We start from the raw sequence: 24,853 nt of genomic DNA, 5'->3' as shown, positions 1-24,853 counted from the left end.
TAGAGTGAAATCAATATAAAAGCTATTGCAGCAACTTCTAACGAAGGGCATGATCGCGTATATGGGGGCTTTTTTCGGATTCGTCGGAGAGGACGACATGGATCGCACCCTTCATAATGGCCATGAGCCAGCTACATCCAGCGCTGCTGAAGCCGATCAGGATGTAATGACGCTGGAAGCAGTCGAGCTTGAATTTGCGCTCGGAGCCATCGACGTTCTGATCGAAGGATTTGACACTGCCCTTGCCAAGGCAGCAGAACGCGTGGGCGGAGAAGTTCTGTTCAACATGCCTGCGCTCGACACCAGTGAAACACAACGTATTGGCGCTATTGCTATTGCAGGCCAACCACAAGATCAGGTTGTTTTTGTCACGTTGGGCAATGACGGCACAACGCTTTCCGTTGCCCCATTGACTGGCGAGAATGCTTTGTTTGAAAGCCTTGGACGCAATTACGCAGCAGTCATGAAAAGCCTGTCCCCAAAGGACAAGACAAACGGTAGCTAAAGCATGTCGTGCTCAAATGGATTCATTTGAGCTCCCGCGAACATGCGACAATTAAAAGAATCTAGAGCGTGCGTCATAGGTGCTATTAAGCGCGACACGCTCTAGAACTTAAAACCATCACTTGTTTGCGGGCGGCTTTGCAAGTGTCGCAGGTGCGCCTGCGTGCAGATTATGGTCCGGCACCGGGTTGAGCGTCATGGACGTCTCAACGTCTCTTAGCTTCACAAACTTCATGCCCTTGGCCTGAAGTGCCAGAATGCCCTTGGCCACGCCCTCACCTGCCGAGCGCGTTGGCTGATTGATATGCGAAATGATGACATCACCATCGCGTGCAGCCGAAATGCGCCGTGCAACGACAGGCGCAAGCAGCGATGCACCCTGATCGCCGTTCAATGAATAACCGCCGATTTTGTAGCCCATGCTCGTCGCGAGTTTAACCGCATCGGTCGAATAGCGGGCGGTTGCATCACGATACCATTGCGGTTTTGAAGCGCCTGACTTGGCGATTGCATCGGCACCACCATCAATTTCCGAACGAACGGCATCCAGTGAACCCGCTGTTTTGATATTATACATGGTCTGCACATTGGTTATGGCTGGCACATGCATATTGCCGTGGTTCTCAATGTCGAAGAGGTCAGGATGCGCCTTCATCAGCGCAAAGGCTTCCGCATTCTGCTTCAGCCAGCGTGCAGTAACAAAAATCGTCGCCGGAATGCGTTTCTGCACCAATACATCGAGAATACGGTGATCCGTTTTCCCCATGCAGGCATCGAGCGTCAGCGCCACTTGCGGCGCAGCCGCCCCACCCTTTGCAATACGCAATTGTGGTTCAACAATTCTGATTTTTTCGTTGTTTTCCGGCTGCGGAAGCGCATCATATGCGCTGGCCACAGTGTTCAAACAAATGAGCGCGACCCCCGCCGCAAGTAACTGACGCAACATATCTGCCCCGATAAACAAAGTTCTGGCATTAAGACTCACAGTTTACAGCGCCAGAACCAAAGCCGAATTATGGCACATAATTTTATGGCCCATCTGATTCAATCAGATGGGCCTTCTCAAGTCTTCAATTGACGCGCATCTTGTCCGAAAACGGCTTCACACTTTTCGGGACGCGCTATTTCGTGCTGAGGCCTGCGCTGCCGCCAGACGTGCAATCGGCACACGGAAAGGCGAGCAGGACACGTAATCAAGCCCGGTCTTCTCGCAGAAAGCTATCGACGTCGGATCGCCGCCATGTTCGCCACAGATACCAAGCTTGAGATTGTCGCGCGTTTTACGTCCACGTTCGGCGGCGATCTGGATCAGTTCACCCACGCCCTCTAAATCAAGCGAGACGAACGGGTCCTGTTCGATCAAACCACGGCTCTGGTAAGTCGAAAGAAACGGAGCAGCATCATCACGCGAAATACCAAATGTCGTCTGCGTGAGATCGTTCGTACCAAATGAGAAGAACTCTGCGGTCTCTGCAATCTCGGCAGCACGCAAAGCCGCACGTGGCAGCTCGATCATAGTGCCAACCATATAATCGATCTGAACGCCAGCTTCGCTGATAACCTCTTTTGCCACAGCATCAATGCGCGCTTTGACAAAATCGAGCTCTGCCTTGAGACCAACCAGCGGCACCATGACTTCCGGCACCACCGGTTCGCCGGTCTTTTTGCCAGCTTCGACTGCGGCCTCAAAGATCGCTCGCGCCTGCATTTCAGCAATCTCTGGATAAGACACGGCCAAACGGCATCCGCGATGGCCCAACATCGGATTGAATTCGTGTAAGCTCTCGGAACGTTCGCGCAGCTTATCAGCATCGACACCCATAGCACTTGCAACTTCCGCGACTTCTTCGTCCGTGCGCGGCAGGAATTCGTGGAGCGGCGGATCGAGCAAGCGGATTGTAACCGGCAGCCCCTTCATGATCTCGAACAGTTCGACAAAGTCCGAACGCTGCATCGGCAGAAGCTTGTCCAAAGCCGTGCGACGACCTTCCTCTTTGTCGGCAAGGATCATTTCGCGCATTGCTATAATGCGTTCGCCTTCGAAAAACATATGCTCAGTACGGCAGAGCCCAATGCCTTCCGCGCCGAATGAACGTGCTGTTCGGGCATCTGCAGGTGTTTCCGCATTGGCCCGCACTTTCATGCGACGTGTCTTATCCGCCCATTGCATCAGCTGACCAAAGTCGCCGGAAAGCTCCGGCTGCAACATGGCAACCGCCCCCTTCAGTACCTGACCGCTGCCGCCATCAACGGTGATAATATCGCCTTTTTTGAACGTCTGACCTGCGGCCAGCATCGTGCCGTTGCGGTAATCGACACGCAGCGATCCTGCGCCAGACACACAAGGCTTACCCATACCGCGTGCAACAACTGCGGCATGACTGGTCATGCCGCCGCGTGTTGTCAGAATGCCTTCGGCCGCGTGCATGCCGTGAATATCTTCCGGGCTCGTTTCAACGCGCACGAGGATAACATTGCGGCCTTCAGACTTGGCCTGTTCAGCATCTTCCGACGAAAACACGATCTCACCTGTCGCAGCCCCCGGCGAAGCTGGCAGTCCCTGGCCGATAACGATGCGCTCGGCACGAGGATCGATGGTCGGATGCAAAAGCTGGTCAAGCGCTGCCGGATCAATACGCAGCACGGCTTCTTCTTCAGTAATCAATCCTTCGGCGGCCATCTCGACAGCCATTTTCAACGCTGCTTTGGCCGTGCGCTTGCCCGAGCGCGTTTGCAGCATCCAGAGCTTGCCACGTTCGATGGTAAATTCGAGATCCTGCATGTCGCGATAATGCCGCTCAAGTCGGCTAGCCACTTTCAGAAACTCGCCAAATGCTTCCGGCATTACCTTTTCAAGCGACGGTTTGTCGGAACCAGCGGCAATTCGCGCTTCCTCGGTAATGTTCTGCGGCGTGCGAATGCCTGCAACCACATCTTCGCCCTGTGCATTGACCAGAAACTCGCCGTAGAGTTTCTTTTCGCCGGTGGAAGGATTACGGGTAAAGGCAACGCCCGTTGCAGAGGTTTCGCCCATATTGCCGAAAACCATCGCCTGAACATTGACGGCGGTTCCCCATTGCGCTGGGATATTATGCAGACGGCGATAGGTGATAGCGCGCGCATTCATCCAGCTTGAGAAGACTGCGCTGATCGCACCCCAAAGCTGCTCACGCGGGTCTTGCGGAAATGGCGCGCCCAGTTCTTCTTCGACCTTGGCCTTATAAAGCCCGATGACTTCCTTCCAGTCATCAGCGCTCAACGCTGTATCGACTTCGACACCAAGATCGGCCTTCTTGTCTTCCAGAATTTCTTCAAAGAAACCGTGGTCGACACCCAACACCACATCTGAATACATCTGGATGAAGCGGCGATAGCTGTCGTAAGCAAAACGCTCGTCACCAGCCTCTCGCGCGATAGCCTGAACGGTCTCATCATTGAGGCCAAGGTTCAGAACCGTATCCATCATGCCTGGCATGGAGGCGCGCGCGCCAGAACGCACCGAAACCAGCAACGGCTTTTCCGTGCCGCCAAATGCGCGGCCGGTCAGATCTGCAACATGGTTCAGTGCCTTTTGCACCTGCCCATCGAGTTCGTCGGGATAGGTGCGTTCATGGTCGTAATAGGAGGTGCACACTTCGGTCGTTATTGTAAAACCGGGCGGCACTGGCAGACCAAGGCTGCTCATTTCAGCCAGGTTCGCTCCTTTGCCACCGAGAAGGTTGCGATCGCTCGCAGCGCCCTCTGCCTTACCATCACCGAATGCGTACACCCACTTCGCCATGCTGGCCTCCCTTGCGCAGGTAACGGTCCGCAATGCCTGTGCTTTTTCCACAGGCCTGCAGAAATTATCTTCGTGCTTATGCGATCAAGTCGTTGCCTGCCAATCAAAAAAGACAAAGCACCGTAATAGAATCGATTAGACCGCTAAGGCTAAAGCATGTCGTGCTCAAATGGATTCATTTGAGTTCCCGCGAACATGCGGCAATTAAAAGAATCTAGAGCGAGCGTTGTGGGTGCGATTAAGCGCAACACGCTCTATAGCGCCGTACGTCCCTTCGGAGCACAAAGGCCGCTCTAACTCATTGAATCTACGCATTGTGCTTTCCAAAAATCGCACTCGATTTTGGGTCGATGCGGTAGTCATGATACGCAAATTTAATGAGGAAACCAGACAAATAGGGATTGGTTTCTTGCAATGGCTGGCTGCCTGTTGAGCGGTTAGGCTTCGGAACTGTGTTTACCGGAGGCTCCATGATTTCAGCACCAGATGCACTCACGTATCGCGCTCCAAACGTAGAGGATGCGGAAGAAATATGTGCAATGACCAACATGCCCAAGTTTCGAGCGGGAACATCCCGTTTGCCGTTTACGCGCGTTGCAAACACGCGCCAATGGCTTTCAAACCTCAAAGATAAACATATCGTCATAGTAGCCACACTTGACGGAAAGATTGTTGGAAGCTGCGATATTCGTCGCGCAGATGGCCGGCGAATACACGCAGGGACTATCGGTATTGGCGTGCATGATGACTACCACGGCCAAGGCATCGGCACTGGCCTTATGCGCGAAATTATTGACGTGGCAGACAACTGGCTCAACCTTCAGCGACTGGATCTGACAGTGTTTGCTGACAATCTTCACGCCATTCAGCTATATGAAAACTTCGGCTTCGAACGCGAAGGCGTTCTGCGATCCGATGCCTTCAGAGACGGACAGTTTGTCGACTGCATCTTGATGGGCCGACTTCACTTTTAATAATCAAAACGGCCTGTTAATCGAAATCCAATATCACTTGACAAATTGGCGGGCCTACCTCCAATATAAGAACAAATATCGAACATTTGGAGTTGGACATGCGTATCACCGGCAAGCTCGATTATCTTGAAATGCCTGCGGCCAATGGGTCGCTCGACACCGCGAAAAGTTTCTATGCGCGTGCGTTTGGCTGGTCATTCGTTGATTACGGCCCGACCTATTCCGCTTTTGCCGAAGGGCTTGATGGTGGCTTTGATGCCGATCCCCAAGCCACCGCCAAACCTTTGCCCGTACTTTATTCGGCAAAAATTGAAGAAACGCTGGCATCCGTGACCGAGGCTGGTGGAACGATTGTGAAACCTATCTTTGCCTTCCCTGGTGGGCGTCGCTTTCATTTCACCGACCCTGCAGGCAACGAGCTTGCGGTCTGGAGCGACAAGTAGCAACTTTCATTGTCACTGGTTGACAGCAGCGACCATATGGAAATGATGCGGCGTATCTTATTTGGTTCAACATAGAATTCGGTGACATGCGCTTTATCCTTCCAACCGTCCTGCTCTCCCTCGCCGCCACGTCAGCATTAGCGCAAACAACCGCGCCTGCACCTGACAACGCACCGCTTAGCCGGTGCGAAGAATTTCTCAAGGGCATGAGTATTCTCAAGCCCGGCAAAGATTATATGGTCAGAGATATTCCCGATGGCTGCGTTGTTTCGAACGGCATTTATCAAGCCATGAGCATTATGGGGTGGACAGTCGAAAGAGCCGTTTTGGAAGTTGATCGCCTGCAGGACTATCTTTCTGAAGCCCCTGATTTGAGCAAAACTGCACCGCAGTGGGGGCGCTTGGCGGTGGATGGCGTACGCATGACGCTGCAAAGCGGCAACAAAGTATCGGATTACATTACTTCAATTCAGCAATGGCCGATGGATTTCGCTGCTTCTTATCGCTTCAATCCGGAAAGCGGATATCTCCACATTCAGAACGCAGAAATCAGCAGCATAAAGATGGGTAAGGCTTCAGTTTCTGCGGAAATCAACCTGCCCGTCGATTCATCGGTTGCGAGCCTTACGGTTAATCCAACCGCAACGCTTTCGCATCTGCGCTTACGGCTTGATAATCAGGGGCTGTGGGAGAGTGTTGCCCTGCCCGTTCTTGCAAATTACGCCGCACTGCCATCTGAAACCGGTGAAAGCGACCCGGAAATCGATATTGCTCGTCTACGTGATATCGTGAGTAAATCTGTCGAAGCGATGCCTGACAAGCAGATTGATGCGACCTCTCGACAAGCACTTCTGCGTTTTGTTCAGGATATGCCACATCCGACCGGTTTCTTCACAATGGATGTGCATTTCGACAAGCCAATGCCAATCGGCCTCAATGACTTGGAGCCGGGCAAACTTGCACAACACGCGCTGACAGGCGCAAAAATGAGCGTGACCTATAAGGCTCGCTGATCAAGAATGACGCAAAACGAGAGCATTTCCAGTTCAGATTGAATCGTTGGAAATGCTCTATCTATTTATGTTTACGAGAACTTTATCCCGAAAGCCGCTTCGCACTTTTCGGGATGCAGCCTCTTACGCCAACGCGCATCTTATCCGAAAACCGCTTCGCGCTTTTCGGGATGCAGCCTCTTAAGCCAACGCGCATCTTATCCGAAAACCGCTTCGCACTTTTCGGGATGCGCTATAGCATTTCACCAAACAAAACAGTATCAACAGCAATGTCCAGTTCATTATCATCACTTGAATCCGCCGCCAAATATCTGTCGCAATCTGACAAGGACCAAGTCTTCAAAATCAAGCGTGAGATGGAAGCATCAGGTGCTTCCAGAGCAAGCATTGAAGAACGTCTTCACGCATTTATCTGGCAAGTAATTGAAGCCGATGATGAAGACGAAGGCGAAAATGAAGAGTGATACTATCACTCAGCAATGAAAATCAGACCGCTTCGCGCAACCGCTCTGCAGTTTGCAGATCAACAGAGACAAGCTGGCTCACGCCCTGCTCGCCCATCGTCACGCCAAACAGACGGCTCATACGGGCCATGGTGATCGGATTATGCGTGATGACGACGAAACGCGTTTCGGTTGAAGCCGCCATTTCATCCATCAGATTGCAGTAGCGCTCGACATTATGATCATCGAGCGGTGCATCCACTTCGTCCAACACACAGATTGGCGCTGGGTTGGTGAGGAATACTGCAAAGATCAGCGCCATTGCTGTCAGTGCCTGCTCGCCACCCGATAGAAGGGTCATCGTCTGCGGCTTCTTGCCCGGAGGACGAGCAAGGATTTCCAGACCGGCATCCAGAGGGTCATCGCTTTCAATCAGCTGAAGCTCTGCCGTACCTCCACCAAAAAGATGCGTGAACAGACGCTGGAACTGCGCATTCACCACATCGAAAGCAGCCAACAGACGTTCGCGGCCTTCGCGATTGAGGCTCTGGATGGCCTGACGCAGTTTCTTGATCGCCTCGATGACGTCTTCGCGCTCGGAGATAATCGCCTCAAGACGAGCAGAAAGCTCCTGACTTTCCTCTTCCGCGCGCAGGTTGACCGCACCAAGACGCTCGCGTTCGATACGCAACCGCTCAAGCTGGCGTTCGAGCTGATCCGGATCAGGCATACGATCTTCGGGCTTGAGGCCCGTATGACGAATGGCCTCATGCGGCGCGCAGTTAAGCGCTTCTGCAATGCGTAATTCCGTATCCTTGCGGCGCTCTTCGGCAGCAGTCAGGCGCTCTTCCGCGCGCGCGCGTTGCTCACGACTGGTTGCAAGCTGCTGTATCGCCAGTGTCGCAGCCTTGTCGAGTTCGGCCTGCACCGCTTCGGCCTCAGCCAAAATGTCGGCAGCCTGTTTGCGACGATCATCTGCTTCCGAAAGTTCATTCAAAAGCGCACGGCGGCGGCTCTCGATTTCTTCCGGGGCTTCCGCCAGAACTTCTGCTTCATCCGCAGTTTCGGCGCGGCGGTCATTCAGAGCTGCAATTTGTTGCTCTGCATTTTGCGCTCGTGACGCCCAGTTGCGCCGTTCCATGCCAATCATCGCCAACCGTCGCGCACGGTTGTCCGCTTCACGTCGCTGACCTTCATAAGCCGCGCGCGCTTCTGCAAGTGTTACACGATCCGATTGCACTTCTGAATTCAAAGCCGAATGGCGCTCGCCGATTGCGTCCATATCCGGCATTTCGTTGAGCCGATCTTCGGCCTCAACCACACGGATTTGCGCTTCTTCGAGATTTTCCTCAAGGCGCGATTTGGCTTCTTCGAGGCCCGCGCGCTTAGTAGCCAGTTGCCCGGCGGCTCGTTCAACGGCAGCCAGAGCCTCACGCGCTTCATCCAGCTTATGCTGATTTGCGCGCCATGAATCCCGCGCCACACGCTCATGCTCGACTGCTTCACGCACGGCGATTTCAAGACGCTGTACGGCTTGCTCAACGTCGTGCACGCGGCGAGCGGCCGCGATTGCTTCCTGCTCTAACTCGGCTAGCCGGTTCTTCTGCGCAAGTCGCTGTGCAGCAGGCGTTGGCGCGTCAGCACTAGCGGTATATCCATCCCAGCGCCACAGAGCGCCAGCCTTGCTTACAAGGCGCTGGCCGGGACGCAAGGATGCCCGCAAACGCTGGCCATCACTCTCCGAAACAACACCCACCTGCGCGAGCCTGCGGCGCAATTGTTGTGGGCCTTCCACCAAACGATCAAGAGGCACGCTACCTTCAGGCAGTGCAGGATCAGTTTCGGGTGCGGGGTTATAGGCCCAGAAGACCGGTGCGCTGGAATCGCTTGCAGCATCAAGGTCTTCGCCAAGCGCCGCACCAAGGGCTATTTCATAGCCCTTCTCGACCCGTAATTCCTCAACAACAGGCGGATACTGCCCTGCCTCACCAGCATTGAGAATGCGCGCCAGCGTGTGTGCTTCGGTCTCAATACGATTGAGTTCCGTGCGAGCCTCGTTCAGCGGCTGACGACTGGCAGTTTCCTGCTCGCGAGCGGAACTCACGAGTTCTTCGACAGCGATCACAGCCTCTTCGGCGGCAGCCAGCGCATCAGTCGCTCCTTCAACGAGAAGACGCTTTTCAGACGGATCAAACAGACCACCGATCTGCTCAGCAACTGATGCGATATCGCGCTCAATCGTTTCCATCTGGTTTGCCAGACGATCACGGCGGCTTTGCGTTTCCTGCAACGCGCGCTCAATCTGCGTACGTTCTGCAGAAGCTTCCGCCCGTTCCGCAGTCACGCGAGCCAGCGCGTTTTCGCTATCCTGCAGGCGGATTTCCGCCTCCTCGAAGATCGCGCGCAATTCTTCATCGCGCTCACCAGATGCTTCGTTCGAAGCAAGCAACTCTTGCTCTTCCTCATCAAGACGCGCCAGAATATCGGCATTCTCACGCACCATTTGCTCTTCACGGGCGATATCAGCCGTCAGCTGTTCGAGCCGCTTCATAAGTTCGGCGCGGCGGGCCCGAATACGACCGTCTTCTTCATCAAGCTGCGTGCGAGCGATGGAAAGGCGTTGCAGAGCAGCAGCAGCCTTTGCTTCTGCCTCACGCATTTCGGGTAATTTATGAGCGCCAACGGCCTGTTCACGCGCAGCATTCATCTGCGCTTGTGCCATGTCCCCAACCACAGAAGTTGCCTGCGCGAGCGCACTTTGCGCTTCGCCTTCCTGCGCTTTGGCTTGTGACCAGCGCAAATGCATAAGAGATGCTTCGGCACGGCGTATATCAGCAGAAAGCGCCTTGAACCGATTGGCCTGTCGCGCCTGTCGCTTCAGGCTTTCGATCTGGCTACCCAGCTCACCCACGACATCTTCGAGGCGCTCAAGATTGCCTTCGGCAGCGCGTAGACGCAGTTCGGCCTCATGTCGACGCGTATGGAGGCCGGAAATACCCGCAGCTTCTTCCAAAAGCGCGCGGCGCGCCTGTGGCTTGGCCTGAATGAGTTCACCAATGCGCCCCTGTCCAACCATAGACGGCGAACGAGCGCCGGTCGACTGATCGGCGAAGAGAAGTTGCACATCTTTGGCGCGCGCTTCCTTGCCATTGATCCGATAGACGGAACCGGCCTCACGCTCAATGCGGCGCGAAACCTGCAACTCGTCCTGATCATTATAAGCAGCCGGTGCGGTGCGATCAGAATTGTCGAGGAAGAGCGTCACTTCTGCCGTATTGCGCGCGGGACGCGTAGCTGAACCAGAAAAGATTACATCATCCATGCCGGAAGCGCGCATATTCTTGTATGAGTTTTCACCCATCACCCAGCGCAGCGCTTCGACGAGATTGGACTTGCCGCAACCATTTGGCCCGACGACGCCTGTCAATCCGCCTTCAATGACGAACTCCATAGGTTCGACAAAGGACTTGAAACCGACAAGTCGCAGCTTGGAGAAGCGCATCAGCGTGCCCTCCCCTCAGAAACACAAAAAGCGGACGCAATGAAGCGCCCGCTTTTCTTGCCGAAAGGCGACTTAGAGCAGCTTGTCAATGATTGCCGACATCTCGTCAACCGAAAGGGCTCCAGCGTATTTCTGACCGTTGATGAAGAATGTTGGCGTAGCGTTCACACCAAATTCAGTCGATCCACGTTCCATGGTTGCTCTCACATCATCGAGAACTTGCTGGTTCGTCAAGCAAGCCTTGAACGACTCCTGTGTAAAACCTGCAAGTTTCGCAATTTGAAGCAGTGCAGCTTCGCCATCAGCGGCGCCAGCCCATTGCTGTTGTTGTTTGAAGAAGACTTCAACCATCGGGAAATAACGGTCTTCAGGCGCGCAACGAGCCAGCATGAAGGCTGCAGTCGCACGTGGATCGAACGGGAATTCGCGGAAAATCAAACGCGCTTTACCCGTATCGATGTACTTTTCTTTGATGGTCGGGAATGTGTTGACCGCAAAATCAGCACAATGCGAACAGGTTAGCGATGCATATTCGACAATCGTAACAGGCGCATCGGCCTTGCCATAAACCATGTCCTTGAGCTTGCCGGCTTCAGCAACCTTCGCGGCGTCAACAGTCGCCTCGGCGCTGCGTGACTGTGCACTCGCATTGCCAGCAAAAGCGAGCCCGGCGGCGGCGGCACCCGCTAGGGAAATAACATGTCTGCGGTTAAGCGGTGCAGGCATACGAATCATCCAGTCCTGTTTCAATGTTGACACTTAAAGCGTTTCGCATTCTATCATATTCAAACAACACGCTTTATTCTTAGTTTTTCGCATATCGTTAACGGAAAACCGATTCCCACTTTTTCGCGACATGCTTTAGGCACAATTTAGGGTGGTGGATCACTAATCACCAGCCCTGTTGTGATCAAATGAAGTTCAGCAACAATCTTGAATCAAATTTAAGGCAGAGTGCTCATTTCTTCGTTGATCGTTTCTCGGCAAGAATATTTTTGCCGAGCCGAGCAAGGGCGGCGCGGAGCGCATCGTCCTCAATACCGTCGGTTGCCTTATCGATGCGCCGTTCTTCCGAGGGTGCCAGAGGGGCTAATCGCTTTGGTTTACGCCTGAAGTCGAGCGCGGGCGGCTTCTGCTCAATCTTAATGCGACCTATAGCGGAGAAACCGAGAAACCCGTTCACACGGCTGATAATTTCGCCCGTCTCATGTTGTATTTGCAGGGCCGCAAAACCTTCACAGGCGATAATCAAGGTGGCGGGACTGAAAGGATCGTCTTCGCGTAATCGTCGAGGCCAATTTATTCGCAACGGCCGCGATGATGCGCCGATTGCCGGTCCGACGATATCCTCCCAAGATTGCAGCAGCGAAAGATTAATACCCGCGCGCTTCTGCAACATCGGGTCCATCAGACGCGACGTCATATCTGCCAGCGGGCGAAAGCCCCGTTTTGGTTTTGGTTCGCTCATCGCGTCCCATTATAGCCCCGAAACCACTCAACAAACAAAGGGATACCTTCATCGAGCGTGGTTTGAGGGCTGAAACCGAGATCGCGCGCTGCAAGTGTTATATCCGCATAGGTGCGCGGAACATCCGCTGCGGGCATGGGCTCCAGCTTGCGGATCGCCTCTTTACCGCATGCTTTTTCAATGGCTGCGATGAAATCGTTGAGCATCACAGGGCGATTATTGCCAAGGTTATAGACTGGCGCGGTTTCTTCCGGGTGTTCAAGAATGCGCTTTATCGCACCCAATACACCGCTCACGATATCGTTGACGAAAGTGAAGTCGCGCTGCATTTCGCCATTATTGAAAACGCGGATCGGCTCGCCCTTCAAAATGGCTGATGTAAACAGCCATGGTGCCATATCCGGGCGACCAAATGGCCCATAGACGGTGAAAAATCGAAGACCTGTAGAATAAAAGCCGTGAACATGTTTATAGGAGGCGGCTAGAAGTTCGCCTGAACGCTTGGTCGCCGCATAAACCGAAACGGGATGATCCACTGGATCACTTTCGGAAAACGGGATTTTCTCATTTGCACCATAAACCGATGACGAGCTGGCATAAACCACTGGCGGTCGCTTTGCGAGCTTAAGCGCGGTCTCGAAAACCGTTACCTGCCCCATGACATTGGCTGATACATAGGCCGCTGGATTTTCGATCGAATAACGAACGCCTGCCTGTGCCGCAAGATGCACAATCACATCCGCATCGCGGTCCGTTCCAATGGCCACAGCAAAAGCGTTCGCGTCCGAGATATCGGCCTGTGCGAACCGGAAACCATGACACGAATGCAGCTTTGCAAGACGTGCTTCCTTGAGATCCACCTGGTAATAATCGTTGAGATTATCGACCCCGAGAACTTCCCAGCCCTCATCAAGAAGACGCACAGCCGTGTGAAAGCCGATGAAGCCAGCGGCACCTGTGACGATAGCTTTCATAAACCCTAGTTCCCGCGAATATAGTTTGAGAGGCCTGCTCGACGCAAAGCCATGATACGCCGCGATGAAGCTGCGTTGAGTGCTGCAATGAAGAACATGACCGAAGAAATGGTCACTTCATGCAAGAGCGGATTATGCAACATGCCGTAGCTTCCGCACACCACAGCGAAGTAAACCAAGGCGCGCCGCATACCCCAGCTATCAGCATTCCGCCAAAGATGTACAAAGATCGAAAGAAAGGCAGCCATCATGAAAAACAACCCGATGATGCCATCGTTCAATAGTTCATCAAGGATCGTATTGTGGACGTGACGGAAGCCTTCGAGCATCGACGCCTGCTCACCTGCTTGCGCCTTAACCGCATCCATTTTTGAATAAGAGCCAACGCCCGCTATGGGATTGTGTTCGATGACTTTAGCAGCGCTCTTCCACATGACCTCGCGGATATCTGCCGAAATCTTATCTTCCCACTTAGAACTATCGCCGCTGTCATAATATTCGGCCATCCCAGAAAACCGCTTAGAAAGAATATCGCCAACAGGTCCTACAATAACGAGCGCCGCGAGTGCCGCAGCGAGCGCGGCATAGACGGCTCCTTGGTGCTTAACGCTCAGACGACGGAGGAAAAATATAATCTCCACAGCCGCAAATATCGGTAAGACAACAATCACCGCGCGTGTTTCCGACGCCAGCACCGCAGCGAGTCCCAGCACGAGCCAGTGGGGGCCATTTGGAAGATAACGTGGCGCTTTAAGAATAGGGATTCCCGCAGATATTGCCGAAACGCCCGCAACAAATGCGAAAACTGCCTCATTTCCACCGACACCAATGCGACCACCTTGTGTCAATACAAGATAAAGCACAGCGAGCACTGCCATCACAACACCGGCGCGCGCTCCCAATACATAGGCGCGCAGTGGATTGCGAACCAACAACATACCTGGACCCGCAAAGGCAAACACTGCGATCAGCAGCGTATAACCAATTTGGCGGTTATCGTTGAACGGTTCACCACGGAAAAGAATAAGGCCGAGTGACCAAACTGCGTAAAGCAGAATGAAAATGTAAAATTTCTTAGCAAAAAGACGCGTAGTCGCATGACGTGCCGCGCTGAGATAAATACCAATACATGCGAATATGAAAAGGATGAGCGGACCCAACCCCAGTCGAATAGGCATCGAAGCTGAAGCGATCCCTAATGCCCAATGGTCCACTCGACGGCGAACAAGAAATGATTTTTTTAGAAAACCCACTTACACCTCTTCCACACCGTTTCGCCCAAGAGCGTATGCGATTCGCCTGACATAGTCAGTCGCTCGAAAGAAAAGTGTGCTTAGTCTTTTGTATGTCGGCAGACGCGTTTTGGCGTACCCTTTCCTACCTTGTGCAATGGTGGAGATTGCCACATTGGAAAGAGCTACTACAGGTTTGTCGGTAGTGAAAATTTCATAATCACCCGCCCAACCGCGCTCTAACGCGACATCGTATGGAAGGCTCATCGGTTTGATCGCGGATAGAAGGCGTCTCGCACCGTCCAATGTAACAATATACGCGGCAGAGCTTCCGGATGGCCCGTGTAGGCAACGCCCGATGGAAAAGCACTTATCTATAGAACGAAAGCCTCGGAAAGCAGCCGTACGGTGGTTGACGAGTTTAATGACATCCCACCCTTTCAATCTGCAGGCCTTGGTAATAAATGGCGTGAACTCAGGTGTAAATTCGACATCGTCTTCTACAATTACTGCGAAAGGCTCATCCGCAGCGATGATTGCTGCAAGTGCCCTGATGTGACTGAAATAACAGCCAATCTCGGCAGGCATCGCAATTTTTCCATGTCTGCGACGAAAGCCAGCGTCGTCAAAACCCACCAACTCGTCATCGGTCAGCAACTTACCTTCGACTGCCTCAACGCGATGAACATCAACTGAAAACTTATTGGCACTCGCTCGCAAAGCATCCCATCTGTCCTGAGAGCGTGCGAGATTTATGACATATACCGGGACAGAACTAGCCACGGACTCTCCTTATTTCACATCTGCTTCCCGCCTCACTGCCGTGAGATCTATCGCATGCCATAAAAGCACAAGAAAGCGATGCTACGCATTAATTTCTATCAATTCTAAACAAAGGTCTTTAATCAGAGTAGCGAGAGTTTCCCAACGTTTAAATCATACCGATCAAATGCTCCACACACCCGATAGTACTAGAACTGGACAAATTCTTGACTGGTATGACCGACACCATCGCATCCTACCTTGGCGTGTAACACCAGTTGAGCAATCGCGCGGCATTAAGTCGGACCCATACCGGGTGTGGCTTTCAGAGATAATGCTGCAACAGACGACAGTTGAAGCGGTCAAATCCTATTTCACAAAATTTGTTGAGCGTTGGCCGAATGTTGCGGCTATGTCTGCGGCGAGCGAAGACGATATTCTGCGCGCATGGGCAGGCCTTGGTTATTATTCACGTGCGCGCAATCTCAAGAAATGCGCAGACCTTATTGCGGCAAATTATGGTGGAAAATTTCCCTCTACTGCGGCTGATCTAAAAGAGCTTCCGGGTATCGGTGATTATACTTCCGCGGCCATCGCAGCTATCGCGTTCGGTGAGCCCGCAGCAGTGGTCGATGGCAATGTTGAACGCGTAATCTCACGATTATTCGCCATCGACACACCCCTACCCGCTGCCAAGACTGAGATTCGCGCTCGAATGGGCGCAATGACACCAGTGGACAGGCCGGGTGATTTTGCGCAAGCCATGATGGATCTGGGCGCAACCATCTGCACACCACGGCGCCCTGCCTGTGCAATTTGCCCGGTGAATGACAACTGTGAAGCGCTTGCTAACCGTGACCCGGAAGAGTTTCCCGTCAAAGCGCCGAAAGCCCAGAAGCCAGTACGGACGGGTGCCGCCTTTATCGCAGTCGCAGATGACGGTTCAGTTCTATTACGTAAACGGCAACGCGAAGGTCTACTTGCCGGAATGACGGAAGTGCCGGGAAGCAGCTGGACCGCGCGCATAGATGGCGATTCCAGCATAGATGCCGCACCCTTTGTAGCGGATTGGATGTCATCTGGCAGCATCACACATGTGTTTACACATTTCGAGTTGCGTCTTTCTGTCTACGCCGCCAACGATATTGCCAAACACACAACCAACGATGGTTGGTGGTCTTCTCCTTCAGAATTAGAGGACGAAGCTCTGCCAACTGTCATGAAAAAGGCCATCACGGCCGCCATTCCAGATGCTTTCAAACGGGGGAGGAAAAGCCGTTGACCAGTCCAGTTAAACACGTCGTTTTCGATATTGGCAGAGTGCTGCTGCATTATGATCCGGAGCTCGCTTATCTTGACGCGATCCCTGATGCCACCGAACGTCGTTGGTTTCTGGAAAACATCTGCACGGGTGCCTGGAATATCGAACAAGATCGCGGTCGCAGTTGGGAAGATGCGGAAGCCCTGCTGATCGAAGCCCATCCTGACCGCAGCGATCATATCCGCACGTTTCGCCAAAACTGGAACCTGATGGTACCGCATTCCTATGATGACAGCGTTGCGATTCTACGCGGACTTATTGCTGAGGGTAACGACGTGACCATGCTGACAAATTTTGCTTCTGACACGCTGCGCGAAGCGCAAGGCCGTTTTCCGTTTCTCACCGAAAGCCGGGGCGTAACCGTTTCCGGCGATATTCACATGTTGAAACCGGACCGCGAAATTTACGATCATCACGTCGCGAGCTTTGATCTCGACCCAGCAGCAACGCTTTTCATCGACGACAGTCCAGCCAATGTCGAAGGTGCGAAGGCCGCTGGTTGGCAAGCCGTGCATTTCACCGGCGCACCAAAACTTGCAAGCGATCTCAAAGGTCTCGGCCTCTCGTTCTGATTAGAGCGCCGTGCGCCCACTTGGGCGCACAAAGGTCGCGCTAACACTTTAAAATGAGAGCATAATTTTACCTTAAACTGATCCAAGTTTAAGGAATTACGCTCTAGAACATCTCGATCACGAAAAAGACCCCCGAAGCAATCCACTTCGGGGGTCTTTTCATCAGACTTTGTTGGAGGTCGTCCGATAGTAGTAAGCTATTTATATTTGAATTTAAGCGCCAGCCGCTGCCATCTGATCACGAATAATCGTGCGCAATTCATCAATCGGCTTCAAAGCACCGTTTTCTTCAAAGTGCCAGAACGTCCAGCCATTGCAGGCATCAAAGCCCTGCACCTTGGCACCCATGCGATGAATGGAACCAGCTTCGCCGTTGGCAGCCAGAGTACCGTCAGCACGGACGATAGCAGCATGGCGGCGGCGCACATCAGAAAGAACTGTGCCCGGACGCAAAAGGCCTGCTTCCATGATCGAGGTGAAAGCCACCCGTGGTTCGGCGCGCTTGCCTGTCATGACAGTAAGTTCAGCCTTACCAAGTGGTTCAACTGCATCAATGCGGGCAGTCGCCGCATCGATATAGGCCTGCTCACGTTCAATGCCGACGAAATGACGGCCAAGACGCTTTGCAACAGCACCGGTCGTACCTGATCCAAAGAACGGATCAAGAATGACATCGCCTGGCTTGCTTGAAGCCATCATGATGCGCGCAAGCAACGCTTCCGGCTTTTGGGTTGGATGAACCTTGTCGCCGTTTTCATCTTTCAAACGTTCCGAGCCGGTGCAGATAGGGAACAGCCAATCGGAGCGCATCTGCACATCGTCATTGGCCGCTTTCATGGCATCGTAATTGAAGGTGTAGCCTTTGCCCTTTGCATCACGTGAAGCCCAGATCAGTGTTTCATGCGCGTTCTGGAAACGGCGACCACGGAAGTTTGGCATCGGATTGGTTTTGCGCCATACGATGTCGTTCAGAAGCCAGAAGCCAATGTCCTGAAGCTGTGTGCCAACGCGGAAAATATTGTGGTAAGAACCAATAACCCAGATAGTGCCATTTGGCTTCAGCACGCGACGGCAGGCCAGAAGCCATGCGCGGGTGAAGGCATCATAGGCCTGAAAGCTTTCAAACTGATCCCAATGATCGTCAACAGCGCTAACCATCGTCTGATCAGGGCGGTGGAGATCGCCACCCAGCTGGAGATTGTAAGGAGGATCGGCAAAAATGACGTCCACCGAGTGATCCGGAAGGCGTTCCAATGCGGAAACGCAATCACCCTTGATGATAGAGTCGAGCCAAGCGGTACGCGGGGCCTCAATAGGCAACTCATGTGCAAGACGTACTAGGGACATGGGATACTCGATTACCTGTGAACGCTAAAAACTTGTCCTTATGGTTACTGAGTAGGGTAAATATGCGGTTAACGCCAAGTGATTGAAATTGTAAACCTTTTCTTAATTTGCTCGTAAAAGCCCGTATTTCCGGCACTTTGCATAACCAAGTGGCTTTGACAGTTTTCTTCCAGCCATATTAAAGCCGTCAACAAATTGCAGTTCGAAGCTCTCAAATGGCGCAATCAATAAGGCTTGGTTATTCGTTTACCCCTATGATCGCGCTAACGACCTCAACTGATTTGCGTGCCCCTTTATGTGTCAGACATGAATATCAATGAACTGCGTCACAACCGGTATTTGCGGGTTCTTTTCGTACCCTTCCGCATGCGCGCCTTGGTGCGCGGCAGTGAAATCGGCCTCGCCATTGCTGGCGCAGTCATCGGGATCATTTCGGCTCTTGCAGTCGCGGCCATTGGTGGCATTTCGCAATGGATGCATCAGGCTCTCTTCGGGCTTGCAGAAGGTGAGAGGCTTAGTTCTGCGTCGCAACTCAATCCAAGCGCCTATATTGCACCACTGGCGGGCGGTATTCTTATGGGTATTGTCATTTGGGTGCTGGCGCGCTGGCGCAAAAAACCCATCGTCGACCCCATCGAGGCCAATGCGCTTCACGGCGGACATCTGTCGCTGACAGACAGCTTCATTCTTGTGGGGCAGAACCTTATCTCCAACGGTTTTGGCGCTTCAGTTGGACTTGAGGCAGCTTATACACAGCTTGCCAGTGGCTTTGCATCACGCATTGGTCGCGCACTGAAACTGCGTCGTGCCGACTTACGCACTTTGGTTGGATGTGGTGCAGCCGCAGCCATTGCCAGCGCGTTCAATGCACCACTTACGGGTGCATTTTATGCTTTCGAGCTGATCATCGGCGTTTATTCCATCGCAACACTGGCACCGGTCGTGGTCGCAGCCATTGTCGGCATGCTGGTTACACAGGCGATCGGTGGGGCTCCGTTCGTTATCCAAATCGGACCACTGGATGGCATCGCGGCGCGCGATTATGTGCCAGCGCTGGTGCTTGGTTTTCTGGCAGCAGGCATTGCCATTCTCATCATGCGTGGTGTTACCACGGTCGAACGTATTGCACGAAAAAGTATCATACCAACCGTAATGGCTCCGGCTATCGGCGGTGCAATTGTCGGCATGATTGCTTTCGTTTCACCGCAGGTTCTGGCTTCCGGCCACGGGGCCTTGCACCTTGATCTGAATGCCAACCTAACCATTCCAGTGCTGTTGCTCCTGATTTTCTGCAAATCTCTTGCCTCAGCCATCTCCATCGGTTCAGGCTTTCGCGGTGGACTGTTCTTTGCGTCGCTGTTTCTGGGCGCTCTGACGGGCAAGCTTTTTGCAGCTGTGACCGGCATGGTATTGCCACTTTCGCTAGAGCCTGAAGTCTATGCCGTCATCGGCATGAGTTCGATGGCTGTGGCCATTGTTGGCGGCCCACTCACTATGGCCTTTCTCGCGCTCGAACTGACTGGCGATTTCCCGATTGCAATGCTGGTTCTCGGAGCGGTCGTCTCATCATCGCTTATGGTCAGAAAGACTTTCGGCTACTCGTTTGCTACCTGGCGCTTCCATCTGCGTGGCGAAGCCATTCGCTCTGCGCACGATATTGGCTGGGTTCGCAATCTCACCGTCAACCGCATGATGCGCCACGACGTGCGCACTGTGCCCATCGACACGGACATCGAGACGTTCCGTCACGACTTCCCTCTCGGCTCAACCCAGCGCGTTATCGCAGTGGATAGTGAGGGGCACTATGTTGGTATGATCCCTGTCCCGGAAGCCTATTCGGAAAGTTTCGATACGTCTGACGGTACGCGCAGCATAAGCGACTTGCTGCGTTATCAGGACCAGTTCCTGCTGCCGCAGATGAATGCCAAGGAAGCTGTTGCGCGTTTCGACCGAGCAGAGGCCGAAGCGCTTGCAGTCATCAACAATGCGCAGGAGCGTATGGTGCTTGGGCTTTTAAGTGAAGCGCACACGCTGCGCCGCTATAGCGAAGAACTGGATCGCCGCAGACGTGAGGTTTCAGGGGAAGTGTAAGCCTTATATTTGGGCGGCTTTTTAGACCCGTTTCCAACATGTCGGAAGATGCAAATTCTTTAGTAAGATTTGTCAGCCACCGGCGCAGTTCCGCGGTTCTCCGGCGTCACACTGTAATAATACGGGGTCGCAAGAATGAACGCCAGAACAACGACGATTGCGAGAATGAACAGCACAACGGACTTTCGCATAAACTTCTCCTTCACTGGAGGAAGGAAACGGTCAGCCCAGCATATCGTTCCGACAAATACGGCAAGTTGAACGGCCTTAATTTGACGCGCAAGTCATAAAAGTGTAGCTCATCGGCGGTGTTTCGGCGGATAATATCCCCCTCGTCCCTCATTAGTGCGTGGTTTGATCCGAGCGGACAAAATCAGCGTTCTAACATTCTAATGTAATGCGCATCCTACCCGAAAATCGTTTCACATGTTCGGTATGCGCTCTAAAAGGCTTGTAACATGGCGGCTCCTTCCCTGATTATTTTTGACTGCGATGGTGTATTGGTGGATTCGGAAGTCATCGCGGCGCAAGTCGATGCCGTTCTTCTGACAGAAGCTGGATATCCGATTGAAGCAGAAGAAGTAGGCGAGCGCTTCGCTGGCCTTACCTGGCAGGACATTCTTCTGACCGTCGAACGTGAAGCAGGCATTCCGATATCCGCGTCGCTACTCGACAAGTCGGAAAAGCTGCTCGATGAACGCCTTAAAAATGAAGTGCAGGCGATTGAAGATATCGTCGAGGTCGTTTCTGCACTTGGGCTACCAAAGTGCATCTGTTCCAACTCGACCAATGCGCGCCTTGAACTCATGTTGAAGCGCGTGGGTCTCTATGATCTTTTTGCGCCAAATATCTTCTCATCGCGCGAAGTCGGCACAAAAAAGCCGAAGCCTGCGCCAGACGTTTTCCTCTACGCCGCCAAGCAATTTGGTGTCGATCCAGCGGATGTCATCGTGATTGAAGATTCAGCCCATGGCATTCATGGCGCACGCGCAGCCGGAATGCGTGTCATCGGCTTTACTGGTGGCGCACATACCTATCCAGGCCATGCCGACAAGCTGACGGATGCAGGTGCTGAAACAGTGATCCATCGCCATAAGGATCTGCCGGGCGTGATCGAGGCCTTATCAATCTGGACTGACGCCTGAGGCTTGCGACGTCTCCCGAAACACATGCTTTCGGGAGAACTATTAGAGCGCGTTTCGATCTGATTGGATCAGATCGAAACGCGCTCTAATTATCTGTTTTAACGCGCATCTTTGTCCGAAAACCGTTTCACACTTTTCGGGATGCGCTCTAAATCAAAAGCGCTGGTTCAGCATTCGTCCTGCTGGACTGGCAATGCAGTGTTAAGCAGCACTGCGTTTATTCTTGCTCTTCACGGATGCATTCAGCGTGGCGAGCAGTTCTTCGGATTCGCTTTCACTCAGACCAATCATCAGTCTGTCGCCGATTGATGCGGGCTCGTCCGTCGTGACGTCGAAGATCGCCCAGGTGTCTGTCGGCTCAAGAACGCGTTCATATTTTGGTTTCATGGGCATAGACCAGAGCGGTTTCTATAATCCGCCCTATCCTCTTGGTTCGTTGCAGTTTCAATCGGAGACGACCAGCCCTTCATCAGACACAATCATCCCTGCTGAAATTGTTGTAATGCAAACCTCTTGCTTTTCACTTCACAGAAGCAGTCTAATTTAATTAGAATCTTATAGATTTGTTCTATAGTTAAATATCTATTTCGCCGCCGGAGCCTTGCTACGCCCGCGTCTTTTGGATGGGGTAGCATTCCCCACAAGCGCTTGTGCCGCTGTTGCGTCAACAGGCCTTCCGAAGAACCAGCCCTGCCCGAACAGAGTATCGCAAATACCGCGAAAATAGTTAGCCTGAGCTTCTGTCTCGATGCCTTCGACGACAATATCCAGACCGTGCTCATGCGCCATCGAAATAATCTGTGGCACGATTGAAACTGTACCGCGTTCATCACCGACTGTACGCGTGAAAGCCTTGTCTATCTTGATGGCATCGACCTGCAGCTCGCCCAAATAGGCAAGATTGGAATAGCCTGTGCCGAAGTCATCGATATAAATCCGATGCCCCCGCTCACGCAGTTGTTTGATACCTTCGGTGGCCTTGGAAAAATCGACAGCTGTACGCTCCGTCAACTCCAGTCCGATTTGTTGGGGCTTGATATCAAATGCGCCGAGGCGCTGGTCAAGTGCAGCCATAAATGCCGGGTTCTGCAGGTCACCTGCCGTCATGTTCACATTGATGCGCAAAGAACGTTGCTGACGCAAAAGCTCGCCCATCTCCAAAATCACCTGATCGACAACATACAAGGTGATACGATCTGCTATACCCGCTGCTTCCGCACGCGCAATAAACAGATCAGGCGGCACGAAATCACCCTTTGTTATCTCCCAGCGGATCAGCGCCTCAAAACCCGTAACCTTGCCGTCCCCTATGTTGACGACAGGCTGATAAACCAGTGTGAGGCTCTTCGCCGCCAGCGCCTTTTTCAATAGTGAAATCAAGGATCGGTCGCGATTTCGATAATAGATCCAGGCTGCGCCAAGACCGCCGCCAACAAACATTCCAAGAGCAGTAAAAACAAAAGGCAAGAGTCGGTCCGCCTCAGCATACCAACTCTGCGATGTCACGACCGAAATACAGATTCCCGTAACAGGGTCACAAGCTTTTTCACGCAGAATATCGTCCGAAATGCCAAACAACCGACCGCTGCCTGTCGGAACAAAACTGTTTTGGATATTGCCGGGAAACGCCTCGGGAAAACTGTATAGACGCGCAAACTGCGTTCTGTCCGCGCTTGTCAGAAAAACAACGAAATTATACTGGGAAACGTGCAAAGCATCAAAAGCAACCGAGCTTAAAACGACATTGGCTTCGTCACGTCCAATGACGGGGCCGTGGCTGCCAGGCGTAATCAAATCATGATCGCCATAGACATAAGTGCCGTCCTGTAACTTCACCTCTTCAGTGGAACGCACCTCGTTAGTGTCAACGTCATTCAGAAGAGTGGAACATTGAAGTCGTTCATTAACGAGACGGCCGATATCTTTGATGTGATAGCCAGCAAACAGCAGCTCACGTAAATAACGTTTATCCTCGTCAGAGCAAATTGCATAAGGAGAACGGTTGGCCTGCTCCAACGTTTTCTGTGCGGACGTTATGATGCGATTGGCCTGTGACATGAGCACAGACATATAGGCATCCATGTTCCGTTCTTCGTCGTGAAGCTGAAACCAATTGCCAGCCCATTTTCCAGCAATCGCACCGAGCAGCAGCATAACGGTGATCAGGACATAAACAGGCGATAAAAAAGACCTGCGCTGAAGCACCATCAGAAAACCTGCCGTTCTAATATCGACAATAGGGAATCCAGTCTAAAACATCTTTCTCACGCCACTATGACGCATAAAATCAAATAAAGGAAATAACTATTATTTCCAGTATTCTTTATAAAAAGATCGAACTTATCTTTTAGTAGCCTTATCTAAATAATATACAATATAAAGCTGTAAAATTCATCAGATCTATAAATGACAAACGTAAACAAATCGCAAGTTAAAAAAGAGGTGCGCGCAATATCAGCGTGCACCTCACATGATCTCGGCTAGAGCATTTCCTGTTAAAGATGAATCGTAGAAAATGCTCTTAAGGCTCACTAGTTACTTCGTGTTGTACGGACCTTCATCAAAGCCCACATAAATCTGGACACTACGAGCGCTATCCGACGGAATTGAAATTCCCTTGTCGTTGAACACAAATTGCGTCGCACCGCCGCCACTGGTCACATTCACAGTCTGCTTGTGCAGCTTGGAATAAATCACCTTGTCGCCCTGAAGTACTGCAACGCGCACTGGCATGGTGATGTTGCCGCTCTTGTATTTCGGGCCGGGCACAACCTTACCTGCCGCAGCAACATCAAGATTGATTGTTCCATCAGTGTATTGGCAAGCACGAGTAGTATCGGTCAAAGCCGCCTGATAAATGACGCGGCTCGCATCCTTGTCGCCACCCTTTTCATAGGTGTTGAAATAGGCAGTGCCATCACGCAGTGAAACAGTTGGGCAGAAAGCGCGCAACTCTGATTCCTTGATGCGTGTCTGGCCGGCATCGGTGAGTGAGCCATCCGCAGACTTCTGCGTGCCACTTGTCGTGCAGCCTGCGAGCGCTGCGAGCAAAACCGTTGCAAAGACTGGAAACAACGATGAACGATTCTGTATTGGTTTCTGCATAAACCGGGCTTCCCTGCACTGATCGACCTGTTCTATACCACTACAGCATCGGCCTAAAAATCGATATCGATTTTTGGAAAGCGCGGTGCGTAGTTTTTAACACGTTAGAGCATTCTTTTGCGTCCATTCGGACACAAGGCGCTCTAAACGATGCGTAGCGTGAGGGTGTTTTCCTG

Annotated in this window: 22 protein-coding genes; 9 read left to right on the top strand and 13 right to left on the bottom strand. The window is 52.5% G+C overall.

Annotated elements, in window-relative coordinates; translation table 11 throughout:
- Window positions 1-97 precede the first annotated feature (97 nt).
- Complete coding sequence (locus QBD00_RS18585; RefSeq protein WP_095446221.1) at window positions 98-505, top strand: hypothetical protein; 408 nt, start codon at window positions 98-100, stop codon at window positions 503-505.
- A 117-nt stretch (window positions 506-622) separates the two neighbouring features.
- On the opposite strand, the gene QBD00_RS18580 is transcribed toward QBD00_RS18585, so the two are convergent.
- A complete protein-coding gene (locus QBD00_RS18580) occupies window positions 623-1,450 on the bottom strand; it encodes a polysaccharide deacetylase family protein (RefSeq protein WP_318580208.1) in 828 nt (275 codons plus the stop codon).
- A gap of 156 nt (window positions 1,451-1,606) precedes the next feature.
- Window positions 1,607-4,285, bottom strand: coding sequence for a pyruvate, phosphate dikinase (ppdK, locus tag QBD00_RS18575; RefSeq protein ID WP_264233998.1), 2,679 nt, complete (start codon window positions 4,283-4,285; stop codon window positions 1,607-1,609).
- A gap of 470 nt (window positions 4,286-4,755) precedes the next feature.
- On the opposite strand from ppdK, the gene QBD00_RS18570 reads away from it, so the two are divergent.
- The 4 genes from QBD00_RS18570 (at window position 4,756) to QBD00_RS18555 (ending at window position 7,179) form a co-directional block, all read left to right on the top strand.
- Window positions 4,756-5,259 carry a GNAT family N-acetyltransferase gene (locus tag QBD00_RS18570; protein ID WP_318580207.1) on the top strand — a complete coding sequence of 168 codons (504 nt, stop codon included), beginning with the start codon at window positions 4,756-4,758 and terminating at the stop codon, window positions 5,257-5,259.
- 98 nt (window positions 5,260-5,357) lie between these two features.
- On the top strand, window positions 5,358-5,702 hold the full coding sequence (locus QBD00_RS18565; RefSeq protein WP_094579059.1) for a VOC family protein: 345 nt from the start codon (window positions 5,358-5,360) through the stop codon (window positions 5,700-5,702).
- Between the two features lie 86 nt (window positions 5,703-5,788).
- Complete coding sequence (locus tag QBD00_RS18560; protein ID WP_318580206.1) at window positions 5,789-6,715, top strand: hypothetical protein; 927 nt, start codon at window positions 5,789-5,791, stop codon at window positions 6,713-6,715.
- Window positions 6,716-6,828: 113 nt separating this feature from the next.
- A complete protein-coding gene (locus tag QBD00_RS18555) occupies window positions 6,829-7,179 on the top strand; it encodes a hypothetical protein (protein ID WP_318580205.1) in 351 nt (116 codons plus the stop codon).
- A gap of 22 nt (window positions 7,180-7,201) precedes the next feature.
- On the opposite strand, the gene QBD00_RS18550 is transcribed toward QBD00_RS18555, so the two are convergent.
- The 6 genes from QBD00_RS18550 to QBD00_RS18525 all read right to left on the bottom strand — a co-directional run bounded on the left by QBD00_RS18550 (window position 7,202) and on the right by QBD00_RS18525 (window position 15,117).
- Window positions 7,202-10,660: a chromosome segregation SMC family protein gene (locus QBD00_RS18550; RefSeq protein WP_318580204.1), complete on the bottom strand. Its 3,459-nt coding sequence runs from the start codon at window positions 10,658-10,660 to the stop codon at window positions 7,202-7,204.
- A gap of 72 nt (window positions 10,661-10,732) precedes the next feature.
- The gene (locus QBD00_RS18545; RefSeq protein WP_095447854.1) at window positions 10,733-11,386 is read right to left on the bottom strand and encodes a DsbA family protein; all 654 of its coding nucleotides are present in this window, start codon (window positions 11,384-11,386) and stop codon (window positions 10,733-10,735) included.
- A gap of 232 nt (window positions 11,387-11,618) precedes the next feature.
- Window positions 11,619-12,128 carry a DUF721 domain-containing protein gene (locus QBD00_RS18540; RefSeq protein ID WP_264232106.1) on the bottom strand — a complete coding sequence of 170 codons (510 nt, stop codon included), beginning with the start codon at window positions 12,126-12,128 and terminating at the stop codon, window positions 11,619-11,621.
- Complete coding sequence (locus tag QBD00_RS18535; protein ID WP_318580203.1) at window positions 12,125-13,102, bottom strand: NAD-dependent epimerase/dehydratase family protein; 978 nt, start codon at window positions 13,100-13,102, stop codon at window positions 12,125-12,127. Before QBD00_RS18535 ends, QBD00_RS18540 begins: the two co-directional genes overlap by 4 nt.
- 5 nt (window positions 13,103-13,107) lie before the next feature.
- Window positions 13,108-14,280, bottom strand: coding sequence for an O-antigen ligase family protein (locus QBD00_RS18530; protein WP_318580202.1), 1,173 nt, complete (start codon window positions 14,278-14,280; stop codon window positions 13,108-13,110).
- A gap of 75 nt (window positions 14,281-14,355) precedes the next feature.
- Window positions 14,356-15,117, bottom strand: coding sequence for a glycosyltransferase family 25 protein (locus tag QBD00_RS18525; protein ID WP_191793051.1), 762 nt, complete (start codon window positions 15,115-15,117; stop codon window positions 14,356-14,358).
- 166 nt (window positions 15,118-15,283) lie between these two features.
- On the opposite strand from QBD00_RS18525, the gene mutY reads away from it, so the two are divergent.
- Window positions 15,284-16,378: an A/G-specific adenine glycosylase gene (mutY, locus tag QBD00_RS18520; protein WP_318580201.1), complete on the top strand. Its 1,095-nt coding sequence runs from the start codon at window positions 15,284-15,286 to the stop codon at window positions 16,376-16,378.
- Window positions 16,375-16,989 (top strand): HAD family phosphatase, encoded by a 615-nt coding sequence (locus QBD00_RS18515; protein ID WP_318580200.1) that lies wholly within the window; start codon window positions 16,375-16,377, stop codon window positions 16,987-16,989. Before mutY ends, QBD00_RS18515 begins: the two co-directional genes overlap by 4 nt.
- A 213-nt stretch (window positions 16,990-17,202) precedes the next feature.
- Here the strand turns inward: QBD00_RS18515 and QBD00_RS18510 are convergent, their stop codons facing one another.
- The gene (locus tag QBD00_RS18510) at window positions 17,203-18,336 is read right to left on the bottom strand and encodes a site-specific DNA-methyltransferase (RefSeq protein WP_318580199.1); all 1,134 of its coding nucleotides are present in this window, start codon (window positions 18,334-18,336) and stop codon (window positions 17,203-17,205) included.
- A gap of 306 nt (window positions 18,337-18,642) precedes the next feature.
- On the opposite strand from QBD00_RS18510, the gene QBD00_RS18505 reads away from it, so the two are divergent.
- Window positions 18,643-20,427: a chloride channel protein gene (locus tag QBD00_RS18505; RefSeq protein ID WP_095446208.1), complete on the top strand. Its 1,785-nt coding sequence runs from the start codon at window positions 18,643-18,645 to the stop codon at window positions 20,425-20,427.
- A 59-nt stretch (window positions 20,428-20,486) separates the two neighbouring features.
- Here the strand turns inward: QBD00_RS18505 and QBD00_RS18500 are convergent, their stop codons facing one another.
- The gene (locus QBD00_RS18500) at window positions 20,487-20,618 is read right to left on the bottom strand and encodes a hypothetical protein (protein ID WP_264232113.1); all 132 of its coding nucleotides are present in this window, start codon (window positions 20,616-20,618) and stop codon (window positions 20,487-20,489) included.
- 267 nt (window positions 20,619-20,885) lie between these two features.
- Between QBD00_RS18500 and QBD00_RS18495 the strand changes: the two genes are divergently transcribed.
- Window positions 20,886-21,572 (top strand): HAD family hydrolase, encoded by a 687-nt coding sequence (locus QBD00_RS18495; protein ID WP_095446207.1) that lies wholly within the window; start codon window positions 20,886-20,888, stop codon window positions 21,570-21,572.
- A gap of 201 nt (window positions 21,573-21,773) precedes the next feature.
- On the opposite strand, the gene QBD00_RS18490 is transcribed toward QBD00_RS18495, so the two are convergent.
- From QBD00_RS18490 to QBD00_RS18480, 3 genes are all read right to left on the bottom strand, one after another.
- Window positions 21,774-21,959, bottom strand: a complete 186-nt coding sequence (locus QBD00_RS18490; RefSeq protein ID WP_151091371.1) for a hypothetical protein — start codon at window positions 21,957-21,959, stop codon at window positions 21,774-21,776.
- Window positions 21,960-22,154: 195 nt separating this feature from the next.
- A complete protein-coding gene (locus tag QBD00_RS18485; RefSeq protein ID WP_318580198.1) occupies window positions 22,155-23,780 on the bottom strand; it encodes an EAL domain-containing protein in 1,626 nt (541 codons plus the stop codon).
- 327 nt (window positions 23,781-24,107) lie between these two features.
- The gene (locus QBD00_RS18480) at window positions 24,108-24,677 is read right to left on the bottom strand and encodes a hypothetical protein (protein WP_095446204.1); all 570 of its coding nucleotides are present in this window, start codon (window positions 24,675-24,677) and stop codon (window positions 24,108-24,110) included.
- Window positions 24,678-24,853 lie beyond the last annotated feature (176 nt).

This window comes from Ochrobactrum sp. AN78 (assembly GCF_029909885.1).
Lineage (GTDB): Bacteria > Pseudomonadota > Alphaproteobacteria > Rhizobiales > Rhizobiaceae > Brucella > Brucella quorumnocens.
Note: the sequence above shows the minus strand (reverse complement) of the source record. Positions and strands in the feature narration are given on the sequence as shown.